This window comes from Rhodococcus ruber, from assembly GCF_016804345.1.
Classification (GTDB): Bacteria; Actinomycetota; Actinomycetes; order Mycobacteriales; family Mycobacteriaceae; genus Rhodococcus; species Rhodococcus ruber.
The window spans coordinates 213,375-233,641 of record NZ_CP044211.1 but is presented as its reverse complement, the minus strand read 5'-3'; the positions used below and the strand labels follow the sequence as shown (position 1 = coordinate 233,641).

The window sequence follows — 20,267 nt, the reverse complement described above, 5'->3', positions numbered from 1 at the left end:
GGGCGGTGATGGATCAGCCGACGTAGGCGCGGTGGCGGTCGGTCACGGTCGAGAGGGGCGCGCCGAGCCGGTAGCGGGCGCCCCGATGCTCGTCGGGGAGGCGGTCGCCCTTGCCGAAGAGCTTGTGGCGCAGCGTTCCCTCGGTGTAGGTCGTCGGGTAGGCACCGCGCTCCTGGAGGACGGGGACGACGTGGGTGATCACGTCCTCGAACGAGCCGGGCGTGACGGCATAGGCGAGGTTGAACCCGTCGACGTCGGTTTCGGCCACCCACTCCTGCAACCGGGTGGCGACGGACTCGCCGGAGCCGACGAAGCGGGGGCCCAGTCCGCCGATGCTCGCCCACTCGGCGATGTCGCGGACGCGCCATTCGCGGCCGTCGTCGTCGGCCTCCTGGAACGCCGCGACCGCGGAGCGGATGGCGTTGCTCTCGACGTTGCCGATCGGCTCGTCGAGGTCGTAGCGGGACAGGTCGATACCCATCCAGCCGGAGGTGAACACCAGCGCGCCCTCGAGGCTGGCGTACCGCTTGTACTCCTCGTGTTTGGCCGCGGCCGCCTCGTCGGTGGCGTCCGTGACGATCGTGGCGAGGGCGTAGATCCGCGCGGAGTACGGATCGCGGCCGGCGTCGACGAGCGCGGCCCGGATGCGGGCCACGGTGTCGCGCAGGACCCGCTTGGACGGCGGCCCGACGAAGATCGCCTCCGCGTTCTCCGCCGCGAAGCGCACGCCGCGCGGCGACGCCCCGGCCTGATAGATCACCGGGGACCGCTGCGGTGACGGTTCGGACAGGTGAATGCCGGGCACCGTGAAATGCGCACCGCGATGCCCGATGTGGTGCACCTTCTCCGGGTCGATGTAGAGGCCGCGCTCGGCGTCCCGGACGACGGCGTCGTCCTCCCAGGAGCCCTCCCACAGCTTGTAGAGCACCTCGAGGTACTCGTCGGCGTGGTCGTAGCGGGTGTCGTGATCGAGCTGGTCGGCCTCGCCGAAGTTGCGGGCCGCGGACGGCAGGTATCCGGTGACGACGTTCCATCCGATGCGGCCGCGGGTGAGGTGGTCGAGGGTCGAGAGCCGCCGCGCGAACGGGTAAGGATGCTCGAATCCTGTTCCGGTGGTGATGCCGAAGCCGAGATGCTCGGTCGCCGCGGCCATCGCGGAGACGAGCAGGAGCGGATCGGCCACCGGGACCTGCGCCCCCTGCCGCAGCGCCGCCTCGTCGGTGCCGCCGTAGACGTCGTACGTGCCGAGCACGTCGGCGATGAACAGGCCGTCGAACAGGCCGCGTTCGAGGAGCCGGGCAAGTTCGGTCCAGTACCCGAGGTCGGTGTAGCGATGCGACCGGTCCGCGGGGTGGCGCCACAGTCCGGGGGACTGGTGGGCCACGCAGTTCATGTCGAACGCGTTGAAGCGGATGTGCCGGGTCACGCGATGACTCCGGGGCGACGGCCCGCGCTCCACGCGTAGGGGAGCGGATCTCCGTTGAGCACATGGGCGCCGACGGCCTGCTGCTTGTAGATCAGCGGGTTGTGCGCCGCGACGGTCCGTGCGTTGCGCCAGTGCCGGTCCAGCGCCGCCTCCGACGAGGTGATGGATGCGCCGCCGACCTCGAACAGCTGCGCCGTCGCGTCGAGGACGAGCCCGATCACCACCGACTGGGCGCGGGCGGCGGAAGCCTCGGCGCGGTCGAGCAGTTCGGGGTCGTCGGCGCCCGCGTCGAGAAGGACGTCGAGGTCGTCGGCGACGGCGAGCACGGCGGCGCGGGCACCGAAGGCCGCGGCCGACAGCTTCCCGATCACCTGCTGGACCAGCGGGTCGTGCCGTGGCAGGTCGGCCACGGCGTGGGTGAACGTGCGGGTGCGCGCCCGAACCCAGTCGACGGCGTCGGCCTCGGCGCGCCGGGCGATGCCGGCGAGCACCGCGAGCTGCACCAGCTGCAGGTAGGCGGTCGCGTAGGTGCGGCCCGGGGCGCCGTAGCCGGGCCCGAGGATGCGGTCCTCCGGCACCACGACTCCCGTGAAGGTGGTGGTACCGCTCGCGGTGAGCCGCTGGCCGAAACCGTCCCAGTCGTCGGTCTGCTCGACGCCCTCCTGCCGCGCGTCCACCAGTACCGAGACCCGCTCGCCGTCGCGGTCCGCGGCGACGAGGATGTGGTCGGCGTACAGGCTTCCGGTGCTGTAGTACTTGATTCCGTCGAGGACCCAGTCGCCGCCCTTGCGGGTGAGGGTCGTGCGGTAGCGGTCGGCGGCACCCACGCCCGGTTCGGTGATGGCGTTGCCGACGAGCGTGCCGTCCGCGGCGGCCGCGAGCCAGTGCCGGGCTCGTCCGTCACCCGCGAGCCGCTGGTCCTCGACGAAGCTCCAGTGCACGCGCAGCGCCTGTGGCAGGTTCGACTCGGCGGCAGCGAGGTCGATCAGCAGGTCGAACAGCTGACGGATCGTGGCTCCGAAGCCGCCGAACTCGACCGGCACCCGCAGGGCGCCGAAACGGGCCTCCCGCAGCCACTGCACCTCGTGGAACGGCAGCCGGCGCTCGTGCTCGCGCTGGACGGCTCCCTCGGCGATCCGGTCGAAGATCGGCCGGAAGCGCTCCCGGAGTTCGTCGTCGGTCACGGCCGGCGTCTGGATCGTTGAACTGCTCACCTGTCATGCTCCTCGGTGTGGCGTCGATGTCGACACAACGATGGACAATCGGGCCCGCGATGGCACCGGTTGCGATCGGCCAGAGTTCAATACTGGCGCCGGGGAACGGGCGTGCGGTCGTCTCAGATCACCCCGTGCCGTGGTGGAGATGTCCCGTCCAGCGTCCAACGGCCGATGTGCTGCAGTTTCCAGCGCGTCGCGTCGTGCAGGGTGTGGGTGCGTGCGTCGCGCCAGTAGCGGGACAGGTTGGCCGCGCCGGATGCGCTTCGGGTGCCGCCCAGTTCGAACACCGCGTTCGCGGCGTCGAGCGCGGCGCGGGTCGCCGCGACCTTCGCGGTGGCGACGTCGATCGATGCCGCCGTGGCGGTGTCGGCGTCGAGGTCGGTGCGCGCGGAGTCCACCGCGCGGGCCGCGACGGTCAGCAGGGCCTGGGCCGCCCGCACCGTGACGGTCACCTCGCCGGCGAGCTGAGCCAGTAGCGGATCGTCCACCGCGCGGTCGACTCCCGCCTCGAAGTGGGGACGGGCGCGGCCGGCCTGCACGACCGCCTCGCGCAGGGCGCCGGTCGCGATCCCCACGTCGATCGCGGCGTGCAGGATCTGTGCCTGTGCCCCGTAGGTGGTGGGCCCGTCGAACAGCCCCGAGTACGGGACGATCGACGAGGCGGGCACCGTCACGCCGTCGAGGGTGACGGTGCCACTGGCGGTGGTGCGCTGCCCCATGCCGTCCCAGTCGTCGACGACGGTGAGCCCGGCGGCGTCGCGGGGCACGAACGCCACGGCCTTCGGAGTGCCGCGGCCCGGGGTGCCGCCGTCGCCGACCACACTGGCGCGCACGGCGATCCAGTCCGCGAACAGGGCGCCCGTGCTGTAGAACTTGCGGCCCGAGAGGGTGAAATCCGCACCGGACGGGACGAGCACCGTGGTGTCCACGTCGACGGGATGGGGGCCGCGTTCGCTCTGCGCGTTCGCGAACAGGGCTCCGGACCGCACCTCACCGTAGAAGAACTCCTGCTGATCCGGGGTTCCCTGCGACCGGAGCAGTTCGAGGAAGGTGAAGTGGGACTGGGGGATCTGCGCGATACTCGGATCTGCCTCGGCGAGGAGCCGGAAGATCTCCACGAGCGTCTCGGTGGGCACGTCGAGCCCGCCGTACGCGCGGGGCACCGTCACCGCGCCGAGGCCCGATCCGGCGAACTCGCGGATCTGGGTGTGCGGCAGTTCGCGGTTCGCGTCGCGGAGCGTGGCGTTCTCGGCGAATCGCCGGCCCAGCACCGTGGCCGTCTCGAGCGCGTGGTCGCCGTCGACGATCCCGGATGTGACCTCGGCAGTGCCCATCTCAGCGGACCCCGGCGGGAAGGAAGGGAACGCTTCCGGATACGGCGCCGCCGGCACCGCCGGTGAACAGTCCGCGTTCCCGCAGGACCGGTAGCACCCCCTCGCCGAACCAGTACAGCTCCTCGAGGTGCGGGTATCCCGAGAGGACGAACTCGTCGATGCCCAGCGCGGCGTATTCGGCGATCCGGTCGGCGACTTCGGTATGGCTGCCGACCAGCGCCGTCCCGGCCCCGCCGCGCACGAGACCCACCCCGGTCCACAGGTTCGGCGCCACCTCCAGGTTACGGGCGTCGCGCCAGTCTCCGCTGCGCCGGTTGTTCTCGTGCAGGGCGAGCATGCGGCGCTGTCCTTCGGACTCACTGCGTGCGAGACCCGCCTGTGCCGCGGTCACCGTGTCGGGGCCGAGTGCCGCGATCAGCCGGTCGGCCTGCGCCCACGCATCGGCGGCGGTGTCCCGGGTGATGACGTGCAGGCGGATGCCGAACCGGATGGTGCGTCCGCGCCGGGAGGCGAGTTCGCGGATCCATGCGATCTTTTCGGCGACGGCCGTCGGCGGCTCACCCCAGGTGAGGTAGACGTCGGCGTGCTCGGCGGCCACCGGGCCCGCCGCGGCGGACGATCCACCGAAGTACAACGGGGGGACAGGGCTCGGGAGCGTGGCCAGCGCGGCTTCCGAGATGTTCAGGTGCGTGCCGGAGTGGGTGACGGTCTCGCCGGCCCACAACCGTCGGACGATCGAGAGGAACTCGTCCGCTCGGGCGTACCGCTCGTCCTTGCCGAGGTGGTCGCCGTACGCGCGCTGCTCGTGGGCCTCGCCGCCCACCACCACGTTGAGCAGGATCCGCCCCGGGGCGTGCAGTGAGAACGTCGCCGCCATCTGCGCGGCGAGGGTGGGGCTGATCAGTCCCGGGCGGAACGCCACGAGGAAGGCGAGTCGCTCGGATTCGCGCGCCACCATTGCCGTGGTGAGGAAGGCGTCCTCGCACCATGCGCCGGTAGGGGTGAGTGCGCCGGCGAATCCGAACTCCTCGGCGGCGCGGGCGATCGACGCCAGGTACCCGACGGTGGCGCGCCGATCACCGCGGGCCGCCCCGGCGGGCGTTCCGTGGCCGCCGCCGACGATCAGGCGGCTGTCGCCGTAGGTGGGAAGAAACCAATGGAATGCGAGGGACATTGTTGCGAGGTTAAGGGCGGGGCGGAGCGCGGGCCACGGTTGAAATCGGTCCGATTCCAATTCTGGTCCGCGCCGGACGGCGCCCGGCGCCCCTGCCGAGCGGGACGCGTGGACCGGACGACGAAAGGCGGGGCGAGAGAAGAAACTCTCGCCCCGCGTCTCGAACGACGGTCAGGAGGCCAGGATGAGCCCGCGGTCCCCGGTGCCGAAGCGGCGCAGGACCTCCACCACAGCGGGCGACGGCGTTGCCAGCCCCCGTGATTCGAGCCACGGCAGGGTGCCGTCGACGATGTGCTCGATCGTGAACTCGGCACCGAGTGGGAGGATCGTCACGCCGTCGGCCACGCGGGTGGTGTGGATGTCGGCGATCAGTCCGGCGAGGCCGTGCGGGGTGCCGATGTAGGACAGGGTGTCTGCGCGACGACGGCCGTCGAGCAGCGCATACTGCTTGCGGGCGCCGCGGGCCTCCTCGGCGACGAGCACCTCGAGATCGACCAGGACGCTGATGCTGTCGGGATCGCGACCGTCGGCGCGGGCTTCGGAGCGTGCCCGTTCGCGGAGCTTCGCGCTCTCCCTCAGGTCGGCGGCGCGGATCCGGACCACGTTCGACGGCGAGGCGCTCAGGTCGAGCGCCGGTTCGTCGGCGCGTCCGGTGGTCAGATCGGCCCAGTAGTGCGGTCCCTCGGGTCCGGCAAGCTCGACGGCGATACGCAGGGGGCGATGAATGGTCCGGATAGCGTTGTGCGACAAGGGTTTTCTCCTGGAGAATGCGCCGCTCCGGTGGTACTCCGGCGCGACGTGGCGGAAGGGGCTGTGAGCGGTCAGCCCGTACAGATGCCCGAGGAGGTCCGGCCCAGATCGACGTGACGACGGCACCAGCGGGCGACGACGGTCGCTGCGGTCTCGGGTGCCATGGGCGATATCCTACACAATTGGTCGGGAATGCTCGATTCGGTGGTGAACCCGCCGTCCGGGCGGGTTCACCACCGGGGTCATGCGGCGCGGAGCGCGGCGAGCCCCCACTCGCGCGCCAGCAATTCGTACGAACGCAGCCGGTCCTCGTGCCGGTGCGTCACCGACGTGACCACGAGCTCGTCCGCCCCGGTAACGCGCTGCAGCGACTCGAGCCGCTCCGCCACGGTGGCGGGAGCGCCGACGAACTGGGTGATCAGCCGGTCGTCGACGAGGCTGCGCTCCTCGTCGCTCAGCGGTGCCGACGTGGCCGGGTCCGGGTACGGGACGGCCCCGTGGCCGGACCGGATGCTGTGCGTCCAGTGCCCGTACGTGGCCGCCAGGTCACGCGCGGTGGCGTCGTCGTCGGCGACGACCGCGTCGGCGGACACCACCACGTACGGTCGGTCGAGGAAGCGGGACGGGCGGAACGCCGCGCGGTACGCCTCGACCGCCTCGACGGTGGTGCCGGGACTGACGTGGTAGTTCGCACCGAACGGCAGACCCAGCCGTCCGGCCAGCGACGCCGACGGCCCCGCACTGGTCCCGAAGACCCACAGCTCGACGTCCGCGCCCTCGCCGGGGCTGGCGTGCAGCTCGATCCCGTCCTCGGTGCGATAGGTCCCGTCCAGCAGAGCGAGGATGTCGTCCACCTGCCCGTCGAAGTCCGGGGCCTGCGCCCCCGGCTGCTGCAACGCGGCGAACCCGGCGACCAGGCGCGGCGAGGACAGCAACGGCCCGGGCTGGTACGGCGGCGGAATGACCAGGCCGTCGCGCACCTCGGTGGCGCGGTGCGATTCCTCTTCGGCGGCCCCGGACCGGGCGGCCGCGAGCGCCTCCGCCCGGCGTTGTCCCGACCGGCCGAGTCCCAGGTCGATCCTGCCCGGATGCAGCGCGTCCAGCGTGCCGAACGCCTCGACCACACCGGCCGCGGTGTTGTGACCGAGCTGAACCGCGGCGGCGCCGACGCGGATGGTGCTGGTGGCGGCGGCGATTGCGCCGATCAGCACGGCCGGCGACGACGACGCGACGGCGACGAAGTGGTGCTCGGCCACCCAATACCGGCGGTACCCCCACCCTTCCGTCCTCCGGGCCAGGTCGACGGTGTTGTGCAACGCCTGCGCCGTGGTGGATCCCTCGCTGACGGGGGAGAGGTCGAGGACCGAGAGCGGCACCGGATTCGATGCGGTCGTCACCGGGCCTCCTCGTCGCGCGGAGTGCGTTCGCCGGCCTCGACGGCGAACGGCAGCCGGTTCTCCGCCGGGGCGATGGGGCACGTCGCCGCGTCGGTGAACGCGCACGGCAGGTTGGCTGCCCGGGTGAAGTTGAGCGTGACCGAGCCGTCGGCGGTCGGCGCGGCGACCTCGAGGATCCGCGCGGCCGGGTAGGTCGTCACGCCGCTGGTTCCGTCGGTGAACAGCACGCGCAGCGGACCCGAGCCGTCGCCGAAGGCGACGAGGCGGTGCTCGGCGCCGTCGTGGGTGAAGCGGATCAGCCCGGCCGCGCTGTGGTGGTGCTCGAGGCCGTCGACCACGGCGCCGGTGGTGACGGTCCGCACCTGATCGAAGGCCTCGAAGCGGCCCTGCAGCACCCACTCCGGCGCAGGCTCGTACGCGGGGATTCCGGTGAAGGCCGTCAGAGCCGGCGACTTCGGGTCGTGGATGCGGACGGCGAACCGGCCGGTGCGGCGGATGATCTCGGCGTAGCCGTCGCCGGCCGCGACCCGGACACCGGGTGCGCCCTCGATCGGCTTGTGCACCTCGGTTCCGCCGTCGGATTCGAGGAGCACGCGCTCGCCGTCCACCCGCCACAATCCGGGCACCTCGTCGAGGATCGTGGGCTCGGTGTCCAGCCAGTACAGCCCGGTCAGGCTGAGCCAGCCGTCCGGGCGGCGCAGCGCCTCCTCGCGGGCTGCGTGCCAGCTCCGCCAGTCCTCGGTGAACGTCTCTCGGTCGAGTGTGGTGGTCACGATGCCTGAACTCCTTCGTCGATCTCGTGCGGGTGGCGCAGGTCGAGGTGACTGCGCAGGGTGGTGCCCTCGTATTCGGTGCGGAAACTGCCGCGTTCCTGCAGCAGCGGCACGACCTTGTCGACGAATTCGTCGAGGCCGCCGGGGGTGAGGTGCGGAACCAGGATGAAGCCGTCGCTCGCGTCGGTCTGCACATAGCGGTCGATCTCGGCGGCGACGTGATCGGGGGTGCCGACGAACTGCTGCCGCGCGGTGACCTCGATGATCAGTTCGCGGATGCTGAGCTTCTCGGCCTCGGCCTTCTCCCGCCAGGCCAGCGCGACGGCGCGCGGATCCTTGGCGTGGCGGACGCGGCCGCGCGTGATGTTCAGGTTGTCCTCCGGTTCGACGTCCGGCAGCGGCCCTTCGGGGTCGTACCCGGACAGGTCGCGGCCCCACACCTGCTCGAGGAACGCGATCGCGGTCTGCGGGCTCACCTGCTGCAGCCGGATGTGGCGGGCTCGCTCGGCCGCGTCCTCCGCGGAGTCGCCGAGGACGAACGTCGCGGCCGGAAGGATCTTCAGGTCGGCGTGGCTGCGCCCGTACTTCGCGAGGCGGCCCTTGACGTCGGCGTAGAAGGCGTGGCCCTCCTCGAGGGTGCCGTGGCCGGTGAAGATGGCGTCGGCCTTGGCGGCGCCGAATTCGCGGCCCTCGTCCGAGTCGCCGGCCTGCAGGAGCACCGGGTGTCCCTGCGGGCTGCGTGGCACCTCGAACCGCCCGGAGATGTCGAACTGCGTGGTGTGGATGTCGAACGGAGCGATGTCGGAATCCGCCGCGAAGATGCCGTTTTCGCGGTCGACGACCGGTGCTCCGGGGCGCCAGCCGTCCCACAGCCGCCGGGTGACGTCGACGATCTCGTGGGCGCGGACGTAGCGCTGCGAGTGGTCGAGATAGCCGCCACGCCGGAAGTTCTCGCCGGTGAAGGCGTCGGAGGAGGTGACGAGGTTCCACGCGGCGCGGCCGTCGGACAGATGGTCGAGGGTGGCGAACTGCTTGGCCAGTTCGTACGGCTCGTTGAAGGTGGTGTTGATCGTGCCCGCGAGCCCGAGGTGGGTCGTCGCACCGGCGAGGGCCTCGAGAACCGTAAGGGTGTCGGGCCGGCCGACGACGTCGAGATCGTGGATGCGGCCGCGGTGTTCGCGCAGCCGCAGTCCCTCGGCCAGGAAGAAGAAGTCGAACAGTCCGCGTTCTGCGGTCCGGGCCAGGTGCAGGAAGGACTCGAAGTCGATCTGGCTCTTCGATTCGGGATCCGCCCACACGGTCGTGTTGTTGACGCCCGGGAAGTGCGCGGCCAGATGGATCTGCTTTCGAACGGTGTTCTGCGGCATGGTTGTCGGCCTCCTCAGGCGGTGGCGTAGCGGTTGACGGGGCGCGGCAGGCCGAGACGGTCCCGCAGGGTTCCAGTGGACGTCGGGTCCTGCCGCCGCAACACCGGCAGGACCCGTTCGGTGAGCGCCGCGACCGTGCCGGCGAGGGCCAGCGGACGTAGCACCACGCCGTCCAGGCCGTCCACGTCCCCGAGGAGTGCGAGCAGCCCTGCCGGGCCGCCGCGGTAGAACAGCGACTCCGGCGTGTAGGCAGCGCCGGCCCAGTTCTCGAGCTGGGCCAGGTCCGCGGCGGCGGTGGCGTCGTCCGCGGCGAGCAGCACGTCGATGTCGAGCAGCACCGCCGGTCGCCGATCACCGGCCTGCGCGCGCAGGCGCTCGGCCAGGTTCGCGGCGGACCCGAGGTCGGCGGCCTCGATACGCACGAGATCGGCGCGTTCTGCGGCGAAGTCGAACGACTGCTCGTCCGCTGCCGCAACGGCGACGAGGGGCAGGCCCTGGGGTGACCGGGGCGTGATCGACGGACCTTTGACGGAGAAGTGCTCGCCGACGAAGTCGATGTAGTGCAGCTTGTCCCGGTCGACGAACCGGCCGGTGGCGACGTCGCGGATCTCGGCGTCGTCCTCCCAGCTGTCCCACAGGCGGGCCGCGACCTCGGCGGCCTCGGCGGCCTCGGTCCACAGTGAGCCGGTGCCCTGGGTGCCCTTGCGGCCGAACAGGGCGGCCCGGTCCTCACCCTCGGAGACGGCGACCTGCCACCCCGCACGGCCGGCCGTGGTGTGGTCGAGGGTTTGCACGGCCTTGGCCACGTGGAACGGTTCCGTGTGGGTCACCGTCGCGGTGGGGATCAGCCCGATCCGCGAGGTGACGGCGGACAGCCGGGCGGCGACGCCGACCGCTTCGAGCCGGCCGCGCACGGTGTCCGCACCGGAGTCGATACCGAACGAGTCGGGGAGGAAGGCCAGGTCGACGCCGGCACGATCCGCGCTGCCCACGATATCCGCCCAGTAGCGGGCGGTGAACACGTCCTCCGCGCGTGAATCCTTGCGACGCCACGAATGCGGATGCGAGCCGGTTCCGCGGAATTCGAGGGCGAGCAACAAGTGTGAACTATCGGGCATGCCGAACCTTCCCTGGAATGGCATCGAGCAGCAGTTTCGTGTACTCGTGCTGTGGTCTGTCGAAAATCTCTGCGGTGGTCCCGGATTCGATGATTTCGCCGGACCGCATCACCGCGACGGTGTCGCTGATCTGCCGGACCACGGCAAGATCGTGGGAGATGAACAGGTAGCTCAGCCCCAGCTCGTCCTGCAGGCGGGCGAGCAGGTCGAGGATCTGCGCCTGGACCGACACGTCGAGCGCGGAGACGGGCTCGTCGAGCACGAGGAGTTCCGGGTGCAGCGCGAGCGCGCGGGCGATCGCCACGCGCTGTCGTTGTCCGCCGGACAGTTCCGCGGGTCTGCGCTCGAGGTGTGCCGTGCTCAGCGCCACCTGCCCGATCAGCTCCGCAACACGTTCGGCGCGCTCGCTTTTCGTGCCGATGCCGAAGGCTTCGAGCGGTTCGGCGACGACGTCGCGGATGCGGAGCTTGGGATTCAGGGCCGCATAGGGGTTCTGGTGGACGATCTGCACCCGGCGGCGGAGCTCGCGCAGGTCCCGGCCGCGCAGCGCGGTGATGTCCCGCCCGTCGAACCGGACCTGCCCGGACGTGGCGGATTCCAGTCGGATCGCGATGCGGGACACCGTGGACTTGCCGGAACCGGACTCGCCGACCAGGGACAGAGTGCGACCGCGCGGAACCGAGAAGGAGACGTCGCGCACCGCCTCGAGCGACGTGCGCCGGTCGATGCGGAAGGTCCTCGATACCCCGGACACGGTGAGCAGGGGTTCCGCGGGTCCGCGGCCGGGCCGGGCCGCGGTGCCGGCGAGGCTCGGTGCGGCGGCGACGAGCGCCCGGGTGTACTCGTGCCGGGGGTTCTCGAGGATCTGCCGGGCCGGCCCGGTCTCGACGATCCGGCCCTGGCTCATCACGACGATGCGGTCGGCGCGGTCGGCGGCGACGCCGAGGTCGTGGGTGATGAGCAGGACCGCGGTACCGGTCTCGGCGATGCGGCTGTCGAGGTGGTCGAGGATGCGCCGCTGCACGGTGACGTCGAGCGCGCTGGTCGGCTCGTCGGCGATGACGAGGTCCGGCCGGCATGCGAGCGCGATGCCTATGAGCACGCGCTGCCGCTGCCCGCCGGACAGGTCCTGCGGGTACTGCCTGGCACGGAGTTCGGGATCGTCGAGGCCGGCTTCCGCGAGGATGCGCCGCGCGTCGATCTTCGCGGTGCGCCGGTCGGCGCGACCGTGGATACGCAGGACCTCGGCGACCTGGTCACCGATGCGGACGACCGGGTTCAGGGACGTGGTGGGGTCCTGGGGCACGAGTCCGATGCGGGCACCGCGCACCTTCTCGAAGGCGCGTTCGGGCAGGGTGTCCAGTCGCTGCCCGTCGAACGTGACGGTGCCGCCGGTGATCCTGCCGCTGCCCGACAGCAGGCCCAGGATCGCGTGTGCGGTCGTCGACTTGCCGGAACCGGACTCGCCGACCACCGCGACGACCTCACCCCGGGAAAGCGTGAAGCCGACCCCGTCCACCGCGGTGACCGGGTCGCGACGGCTGCCGTACTCGACCCGCAGGTCGCGTACGTCCAGCAGGGGCGCGGTCATCGAGTGCTCCGTTCTTCGATGGCGTGACCGAGGCGATGCGCCGACAGGACGACCGCCACGATGACCAGGCCGGGCAGCGTCGTCATCCACCAGGCGGTGGCCAGGTAGTTCCTGCCCTCGGAGATCAACGATCCCCACTCCGGGGTGGGCGGCACCGCGCCGAAGCCGAGGAAGCTCAGCGACGACACAGCGAGCACGGCCATGCCGAACTCCACCGCCGCGAGCGCGACGACGGGGGCGTACGAGTTGCGCAGCACGTGCCGGCGCAGGACTCTGTGCCAGCGGGCACCGCATGCGAACGCCGCCTCGACGTACAGGGCGCGGCGCACGCGCAGGACCTCCGACCGCATCACGCGGGCGAAGTTCGCGACGAGCCCGACGCCGACCGCGATCGCCACGTTCATGGTGCCGAATCCGAGCGCGGTGACGAGCGCCAGGGACAGCAACAGGGCGGGGATGGACAGCAGAACATCGACGGCCCGCATGAGTAGCCCGTCGACCGCTCCGCCGACCGCGCCGGAGAGCAACCCGACGAGCGAGCCGACGACGAGAGCGATTCCGACGGCGACGAGCGTCGCGGTCAGGGACAGGCCCGCACCGTGCACGACCCGGGTGTACACGTCGCGCCCGATGTTGTCGGTGCCGAACCAGTGCGCCGCGGACGGCCCCTGCAACTTGTCGGCCGGGACGCCCTGCAGCGGATCACCGGACGCGAAGACCGAGGGGAACAGGGCGAAGCCGACGGCGAGGAGCAGCACGGTCGTCGAGACCACGAGAACCCCGTAGCGGCGCAGGGCGCTCGTCGCTCCCCGGAGCCGGGACGGTCCGTGTGGCCCGGCCGCGGCCTGCGCGGATGCGGCGACCGGTTCCCGGATCAGGACGTCAGACATGAGCCTTCCTCTCCTCCTCCACCGCGAAGCCGGTGAGTTCGGTGGTCACCTCGGCGGGCGTCGGATGCGAGGGCGAACCGCCGCCGCGACGGCCGTCGGCGATGCGTGGATCGATGAGCGGATAGACCAGGTCCACCGCGAGGTTGACGAGCACGAAGATCACCGCACTGAAGACCACGATGCCCTGGACGACGGGAATATCCTGCGCCAGAACCGAAGTCTGGGTCAGACGACCGACACCGGCGCGGGAGAACACCGTCTCGACGACCACGGACCCCGCCAACAGGTTGCCGACTGTCACCCCGGCGATAGTGAATGCGGGGATGCTGGACAGCCGCAGTGTGTGCCGGGTCTGGATGCGCCACCGGGACGCGCCCTTGGCGCGAGCTGCTTCGACGAACGGTTGCCGCCATGTGGTCTGCAGGCTGGCGGCGAGGACCTGCGCGATCACCGCACCGGTGGGGAGCGCGAGGGTGATCGCGGGCAGCACCAGATGCTCGATGCCCTGGTCGCCGAATGCCGGAAGCAGCTTCATCCGGAACGAGAAGAGCTGGAGCAGAACCAGTCCCACCCAGAAGGTCGGAACCGCGACACCGAGCGGCGGCAGCGAGAACAGCGTGCTGCGCAGCCACCGGGCGCGCGTGTACGTGGCGACGAACGCGATCGAGGTGCCGAGGAGCACGGCGAGCGCCAGGGCGACCGCGGCCAGGGCCAGGGTGCTGGGTACGGCGGCGGCGATCGCGTCGGTCACGGGTTGTCCCGTGACGATCGAGATGCCGAAGTCACCCCGGACGGCGTTGCTCAGCGCAGTAAGGTACTGCCCCGACAACGGACGGTCGAGCCCGTACCGCTCCTGCAGTTGCGCGACAGCGGCCGCATCCACCGGTGTGCCGCTGCCGGCGCCGTCGACCGCGATGCTCACCGGGTCGGACGGCAGCAGGTACAGCACGCCGAACGAGACGGTGAACGCCGCCCACAGCACCAACAGCGCCTGCACGAGCCGGGAACCGAGATACCGGGCCATGGTCTACTCGCTCAGCCAGGTGTCGAAGAACTGCAACCGGGCGGAGGCCTCGAACTTCAGGTCCTGCACCGCCCCCGCCGCACCGATGGCCTGGGACAGCTCCACGGTCGGCAGCCACAGGCCGTTGTCGAGGACGAGCTGCTGTGCCTGCTCGATCAGCTCGCCGCGTTCGGCCGGGTCGGTGGTGCGCAGCTGCGCGGACAGGACCTCGTCCAGCGCCGGGATCGGGCCGCGGTTGTTGAGGTTGCGCCCGTCGAGTCCGAACGTGGTGCGCAGGATGTCGCCGTCGGCGCGCGTGCTGTTGTAGTAGGTGGCGTCGAAGTCCTTCGTGCCCTGCCGGGCAGTGGCTTCCGGGGTGGAGACCAGGTCGAGCTGCAGGTCGATACCGACCTCGCGCAGCTGCTGCTGCACGAGCTCGAGGATCGCCTGGTTGCCGGCGAACACCGAACTGAACAGCACCGAGAAGGACAGGCGGTTGCCGTCCTTGACGCGGATGCCGTCCGGGCCGGGAACCCAGCCGGCGGCGTCGAGGATCGACTTCGACTTCGCCGGGTCGTAGGTGACGTCGTCGAGTGCGGCGTAGCCGGGGGTGCGGGAGGCGAGGGTACTGGTCGCGGGCCGGAAATCGGGGCCGAGGACGGTGTCGACGAGTTCCTGGCGGTCGAGGGCCGGCACGATCGCAGCGCGCACCGCCGGATCGGTCAGGACGCCACGGGTGACGTTCGGCTGGAAACCGAACGGGACACCCGGGTTCGGCGTGGTGAGGATCCGTCCGCCGCTGCCTTCGATCTGGGAAGCGTCCTGCGGCAGCGCATCGCTGATCGCGTCGAGCTGGCCGGATGCGAGGCTGCCGGTGCGTACACCGGACTCCGGGACGATCGTGAACTCGATGCGATCGAGGTAGGCCTCGCCGTCGTGCGCGAAAACGTCGGATCCCCACGAGTATCCAGTGCGCTTGACCAGCGTGGCGGACTTGTCCTGCTGGTAGTCCTCGTAGACGAAGGGACCGGTGCCGGACAGGTCGCCGGCGCAGCGTTCCTCCGCGGACTTCGCGACGTCCCTGTCGGACAGGAAGCCGAGTTGCAGCGTCGACGACGCCTGCAGGAACTGCGCGTTCGGTCCGGCGAAGGACACCTGGGCGGTGAGCGGATCGAGCACCGTGGTGCCGGTGTACCCCGACAGGTAGCTCGCCGCCAGCGCTGCCTTGGCGCCGGTGAGGGTCTGGACGATCGCGTCGAAGTTCTTCTTCACCGACTCCGCGGTGAACGGGGTGCCGTCACTGAATGTCACGCCGTCCTTCAGCCGGAACGTGAACGCCGAGGCGTCCCCGTTCACCTCCCAGCTTTCGGCGAGCCACGGCTTCAGTTCACCGGTCCCGGGGTCCTGATCGGTGAGCGAGTCGACGATCTGACGGGCGACGTAGATGGTCTGGTTGCTGCCGGCCTGCGCGGGATCGGCACACGTGGGGGCCTGGGACAGGCCGTAGCGCAGGGTGCCGCCGGGCTGCGGGGTGCCGCCACCGGAGGAGGTGCCCGCCGTGTCGGCGCCGCACGCGGCGAGCCCACCGGTGAGGATTGCGGCGGTGGCGCCCGCGACGGCGCGACGTCGGGCGGCAGAGGTGAACGGAACAGGCACCGGGGAACTCCATGATCTCGTGAGGCGCCGATGGCACCGCGCTTCGCGATGCCACCGGCCGGGCAGACGGTCGTAGTTCTTCGACTGGGTTGCGCCGCTCAGGCGCGACAGGATCGGGGGCGACAGAGGCCCGAGCACTGACGGCACAGGTCGACGTGCAGGCGCGCCCACGCGCCCACGAACCCCTCGCCTGCCATGCCTTCTCCTCCATCGTTCCCGGCGGTAGCACCCTCACCTGCGGCAGGGGGTTGCTGCGACGTCGTCGAGCCGGGTCTCTCGGTCGCTCTGGATGGTTCCCGGTGACCGTACGCGTTGCGAACGAGTTCGGAGAACCCTTTCGCTCACCGTGATCGAAACCCGGCGTCGGCACGACGGCGCCGGTCGGCGAGCGCACAGAGCAGCGACACCGCGAGCATGGCGGCGCACACCGCGAGGCCGGCCGACGCGGCACCGGCGAAGTCGTCCCCGTCCGTCGCCAGCGCCGACAGATACAGGCCGGACACCGCGGCGAGGGCGACCGTCGCGGACAACCGCTGTGACAGTTGCAGGAACCCGGCCGCGACACCGTGACCGCCCGCCGGGGACGACTCGAGCGTCAGCGCCCGGTTGGGTGCATCCACGAATCCACCCGAGAGGCCCGACAGAGCGGCCAGCGCCACGAACACCGGCATCGTGGCGTCGTGCCGCACAGCGGCGGCGTAGCCACCGACGACGGCGATCTCGGCCGCCACCGCCACGACGACCGTCACCCGGCCGTATCGCGCGACGACCCGCCACCCCACGGCCGAGGCGACGGCCATCGCCGCGGCGGCGGCGGACAGCACGGCGGCGGCCTGGACCGCGGCATAGCCGCGCCCCTCGATGAGGTACAGGCTCACGACGGTGTTCAGGGACAGCACCGCACCGAACCAGAACAGTGCGACCAAGGTGCCGAGGATGTATCCGCCGGATCCGGTCAGTTCGGGAAGCAGCACGGGCTTGCCGCCGCGCACGGCGACACGGCGTTCCCACCATAGGAAGGTGGCGAGTGAGACCGCCGCTCCCCCGACGGCGAACACCGCACCCACCGGACCCGGTTCGGAGACCACGGGCACCATCACCAGCGTCGTGGCCGCCGCGAGCAGCGCGAGGCCCCCGGCATCGACCCCGCTGCGGGCCGACGGTCGTCCCCGATCCGGGGGCAGGCGGCGGGCCGCGAGCACGAGTGTGACGAGTGCGCACGGCACGTTGAGAATCAGCAGAACACGCCACCCGTAGTCCCCGGGTGCAGCGCCGAGCACCAGCCCACCGACGAGTGGACCGCACAGCCCGGCGAGGCCTCCGGCCGTGCTGTAGGCGGCCAGGGCCCGGGCGCGCGCCGGGCCGGTGTAGTTCTCGGCCAGGATCCCGAGCACCTGCGCGCTGATCAGGCCCGCCCCGACCCCCTGACCGGCCCGTGCGGCGACGACCGTCCAGGGGTCGGACGCGACAGCTCCGCACACCCCCATGACCGCGAAGAGGGTCATGCCCGCGAGGAACAGCCGCCGCCGGCCGGCCACATCGCCGAGCCGGCCTGCCGGGACCAGCGCAAGACCGAAGCTCAGCGAGTATGCGGCCAGGATCCACTGCACCTGCGAAACGCCCGCGTCGAGACCGGTCCGCAAGGCGGGAAGGCCGATGTTCAGCACCGACGAATCGAGCAGGGTGGTGAAGCCGGCGGCCGCACAGACCGGCACCACTGACGTCGTCTGCCGGGGCGTCTGCGCCCGATCGGTGAGTGTCACGCGGGAGGTGGGTTAACCGCCGACCGCCACCGGATCGGCCGGCACCCGCAGCCCGAGGTTGTGCCGCAGCGTGGTTCCGGTGTACTCGACGCGGAGGACACCACGGTCCTGCAGCAGGGGCACCACCTCGTCGACGAAATCGTCGAGCCCCCAAGGCACGAGGTGCGAACCGAGGATGAACCCGTCCGAGCCGTCGTTCTGCACGAAGGCGTCGATCTGCTCGGCGATCCGTGCCGCGGTACCGACGAGGGGTCCGCGCTCGAACTGGTCGATCACGACCTCTCGCAGCGTCAGCTTCTTCTCCTCCGCGATCGCGCGGAGCCGTGCGACGGTCTCGAACCGGTCCTGGTGGACGAACGCCCGTCCCTGGATGATCGGCTCGGCGTCGGGGTCGGGATCGATGTCCGGCAGCGGGCCCTCCGGATCGTATTCGGACAGATCCCGATTCCAGATCTGCTCGAGCAGGATCAGGGCGGTCTGCCCGGTGACCTGCTGGTTACGGATCTCGTGGTACTTCTCGACGGCCTCGGCCTCGGTGTCACCGATCACGAAGCTCGCCGACGGCAGGATCTTGATGTCGTCGGCGGAGCGGCCGGCAGCGATCGCCCGGGCCTTGACATCTCGGTAGAACTCCGTGGCCTCGGGCAGCTTCCCGTACGGGGAGAAGATGGCGTCGGCGTTCGCGGCAGCGAAGTCCCGGCCCTGCGGGGACACCCCGGCCTGGAGGATCACCGGGCGTCCCTGGAGGCTGCGCGGAACCGTGAACCTGCCGTGCACGTCGAAGTGGTTGCCGTGGTGTTCGAAGGCGCCGGCGTCGGGTCGACGCAGGAACCGGCCGCCGGCCTTGTCGGCGACGATGTCGTCGCTACGCCACGAATTCCAGAGTTGACGGATGAGCGTCAGGTTCTCCTCCGCGCGCTCGTACCGGTGGGAGCGATCCAGGAAGCCGCCGCGGCGGAAGTTGCGCCCCGTGAAGGCATCGAAGGAGGTGACCACGTTCCACGCGGCCCGGCCGCCGGAGAGGTGATCGAGAGAGGCGATCTGCCGAGCCAGCTCGTACGGCTCGTTGAAGGTCGCGTTGATGGTGGCGGCCAGGCCGAGGTGGTCCGTGACGGCGGCCAGCGACGCGAGGACCGTGAAGGTGTCGGGCCGGCCGATGATGTCCTGATCGAAGATCCGGCCCGCGCGCTCGCGCAGCACGAGGCCCTCGGCGAGGAAGAAGAAGTCGAACTTGCCGCGCTCGGCGGTACGGGCGGTGTGCTCGAAGGTCGAGAACTCGATCTGGCTGCCCGCCCGGGGATCCCACCATGCGGTGTGGTGATTGACACCGCCGAGGTAGGCCCCGAGGATGACCTGCTTGCGTGTACTCATCGGTCGTGTCCTTCGGTTCCGGCCGTGGTGACGGCGTAGCGGTGGGGAATGTCGGTCGGCAGATCCAGAAGTCCGCGCAGGGACGTGTCGGGGTACTCGGAGCGGAACAACTCGCGCTGTTGCAGGATCGGGACGAGCACGTCGACGATGACGTCGAGGTCGTCGACTGCCACCCCGGGCCGGAGCCGGAAGCCGTCGATACCCTGTCGACGCCACTCACCGATCCGGTCGGCGAGTTCGGTCGCCGATCCGGTGAACACGAGTGCATCCGAGTCGAATGCGCTGCCCGCGAGTGCGTCGAGACGCCGGAGCCGCTCGGCGCCGCTCTCGCGCGGTGTGTCGAGGAAGACCACGAGGTCCGCGTACACCCGCAGCGGTTCACCGACACGCCCGACCCGCACCCCCGCCGCCGTGACCTCGTCGACGAGGTCACGCACGCGGCGGGTGTCCGACGGGGTGACGAACACCAGATCTGCCTGCCGCGAGGCCAGTTCGTACGGAAGGTCGCGGTGGGCCAGCAGTGCGACCACCGGCTGCCCCTGCGGCGGTCGGGGCGTGATCGACGGCCCTCGAACGTGGAAGAACCGGCCTTCGAAGTCGATGTAGTGCAGCTTGTCGCGGTCGATGAACCGTCGCGTCTTCACGTCGCGGAGCTCCGCGTCGTCCTCCCAGCTGTCCCACAGCCGCCGAACGACCTCGACGGCGTCGGCGGCCTCGTCGAACAGGTCGTGGACGAACTCGGGCAGGCGATTCTCGGCGAGCGCCTGCCGGTCGCGCTTGTCGAGTCCGGGGATGTCGCGCCGGCCGAAGTGTGCGGCCTCCTGCGCGGAGGAGGACACCTTGACCTGCCAGCCGGCGCGACCGTGCGATGTGTAGTCGAGGGTGGCCAGCGCCTTGGACACGTGGAACGGTTCGGTGTGCGTGGTGGTGATCGTCGGGATCAGCCCGATGTGCCGGGTCGACGGTGCAACCCGCGCGGCGATCAGGAGCGCATCGAGCCGGACCCGTACCCGGTCCACCGCGTCGGGGTCCTCGCTCGTGTACGGGTTCGCCGGTACGGCAAGGGAATCCTCGATCGTGACGAAGTCCAGCAGCCCGCGTTCCGCGGTGGTGACGAGATCGGCCCAGTACGTGGGTGAGGTCAATTCGTCGGGGCGTGAATTCTCTTCACGCCACGCGGCGGGATGCCAACCGGCGCCGTCGAGCGCGACGGCGAGGTGGACGGGTGTTGTCGAGGTCATCGGCGAGACTCCTGGTCGGTGTGCGGCGGGGATCGGTGGCGTCACAGGGGCGTCCGGCAGCAGGGCGCACCGGCAGCACCGCGGGCTCGCGATGCTGCCGGGCCTGGTGGGGGTCTTCGGGAGGATCGTGGCGGCGGAGAGTTCACACGAGAATCGGACGTCCGCACCCGTCACGACGGCTGCGGACGTCCGATTC

The 20,267-nt window shown here is 70.8% G+C and carries 16 protein-coding genes and 1 riboswitch; all 16 genes read right to left on the bottom strand.

The window, feature by feature from the left end:
- Positions 1–13: 13 nt before the first annotated feature.
- The gene (locus F1734_RS01120; protein WP_006943659.1) at positions 14–1,426 is read right to left on the bottom strand and encodes an LLM class flavin-dependent oxidoreductase; all 1,413 of its coding nucleotides are present in this window, start codon (positions 1,424–1,426) and stop codon (positions 14–16) included.
- Entirely contained in the window at positions 1,423–2,640 is a 1,218-nt protein-coding gene (locus F1734_RS01115; RefSeq protein WP_050036148.1) for an acyl-CoA dehydrogenase family protein, read from the bottom strand. Before F1734_RS01115 ends, F1734_RS01120 begins: the two co-directional genes overlap by 4 nt.
- A gap of 122 nt (positions 2,641–2,762) precedes the next feature.
- Positions 2,763–3,977, bottom strand: coding sequence for an SfnB family sulfur acquisition oxidoreductase (locus tag F1734_RS01110; protein ID WP_203011256.1), 1,215 nt, complete (start codon positions 3,975–3,977; stop codon positions 2,763–2,765).
- A gap of 1 nt (position 3,978) precedes the next feature.
- Complete coding sequence (locus tag F1734_RS01105; protein WP_203011255.1) at positions 3,979–5,151, bottom strand: LLM class flavin-dependent oxidoreductase; 1,173 nt, start codon at positions 5,149–5,151, stop codon at positions 3,979–3,981.
- Between the two features lie 171 nt (positions 5,152–5,322).
- Positions 5,323–5,901, bottom strand: coding sequence for a hypothetical protein (locus F1734_RS01100; protein WP_010594213.1), 579 nt, complete (start codon positions 5,899–5,901; stop codon positions 5,323–5,325).
- 242 nt (positions 5,902–6,143) lie between these two features.
- A complete protein-coding gene (locus tag F1734_RS01095; RefSeq protein ID WP_010594212.1) occupies positions 6,144–7,298 on the bottom strand; it encodes an LLM class flavin-dependent oxidoreductase in 1,155 nt (384 codons plus the stop codon).
- Entirely contained in the window at positions 7,295–8,071 is a 777-nt protein-coding gene (locus tag F1734_RS01090) for a DUF1684 domain-containing protein (RefSeq protein WP_040272923.1), read from the bottom strand. Before F1734_RS01090 ends, F1734_RS01095 begins: the two co-directional genes overlap by 4 nt.
- Positions 8,068–9,438 carry an NtaA/DmoA family FMN-dependent monooxygenase gene (locus tag F1734_RS01085; RefSeq protein ID WP_040272922.1) on the bottom strand — a complete coding sequence of 457 codons (1,371 nt, stop codon included), beginning with the start codon at positions 9,436–9,438 and terminating at the stop codon, positions 8,068–8,070. The genes F1734_RS01090 and F1734_RS01085 overlap by 4 nt, the downstream gene beginning before the upstream one ends.
- Positions 9,439–9,452: 14 nt before the next feature.
- Positions 9,453–10,556 carry an LLM class flavin-dependent oxidoreductase gene (locus F1734_RS01080; protein ID WP_203011254.1) on the bottom strand — a complete coding sequence of 368 codons (1,104 nt, stop codon included), beginning with the start codon at positions 10,554–10,556 and terminating at the stop codon, positions 9,453–9,455.
- Positions 10,546–12,147: a dipeptide ABC transporter ATP-binding protein gene (locus tag F1734_RS01075; RefSeq protein ID WP_040272918.1), complete on the bottom strand. Its 1,602-nt coding sequence runs from the start codon at positions 12,145–12,147 to the stop codon at positions 10,546–10,548. Before F1734_RS01075 ends, F1734_RS01080 begins: the two co-directional genes overlap by 11 nt.
- Positions 12,144–13,037 (bottom strand): ABC transporter permease, encoded by an 894-nt coding sequence (locus F1734_RS01070; RefSeq protein WP_010594207.1) that lies wholly within the window; start codon positions 13,035–13,037, stop codon positions 12,144–12,146. The genes F1734_RS01075 and F1734_RS01070 overlap by 4 nt, the downstream gene beginning before the upstream one ends.
- On the bottom strand, positions 13,030–14,061 hold the full coding sequence (locus F1734_RS01065; RefSeq protein WP_203011253.1) for an ABC transporter permease: 1,032 nt from the start codon (positions 14,059–14,061) through the stop codon (positions 13,030–13,032). The genes F1734_RS01070 and F1734_RS01065 overlap by 8 nt, the downstream gene beginning before the upstream one ends.
- Positions 14,062–14,064: 3 nt before the next feature.
- Entirely contained in the window at positions 14,065–15,696 is a 1,632-nt protein-coding gene (locus F1734_RS01060; protein WP_010594205.1) for an ABC transporter substrate-binding protein, read from the bottom strand.
- Positions 15,697–15,900: 204 nt separating this feature from the next.
- A riboswitch (SAM riboswitch) is annotated at positions 15,901–15,992 on the bottom strand.
- Positions 15,993–16,037: 45 nt separating this feature from the next.
- Complete coding sequence (locus tag F1734_RS01055) at positions 16,038–17,459, bottom strand: MFS transporter (RefSeq protein WP_040272915.1); 1,422 nt, start codon at positions 17,457–17,459, stop codon at positions 16,038–16,040.
- Between the two features lie 12 nt (positions 17,460–17,471).
- Positions 17,472–18,830, bottom strand: coding sequence for an NtaA/DmoA family FMN-dependent monooxygenase (locus F1734_RS01050; protein ID WP_010594203.1), 1,359 nt, complete (start codon positions 18,828–18,830; stop codon positions 17,472–17,474).
- Positions 18,827–20,071 (bottom strand): LLM class flavin-dependent oxidoreductase, encoded by a 1,245-nt coding sequence (locus F1734_RS01045; RefSeq protein WP_010594202.1) that lies wholly within the window; start codon positions 20,069–20,071, stop codon positions 18,827–18,829. The genes F1734_RS01050 and F1734_RS01045 overlap by 4 nt, the downstream gene beginning before the upstream one ends.
- Between the last annotated feature and the right edge of the window lie 196 nt (positions 20,072–20,267).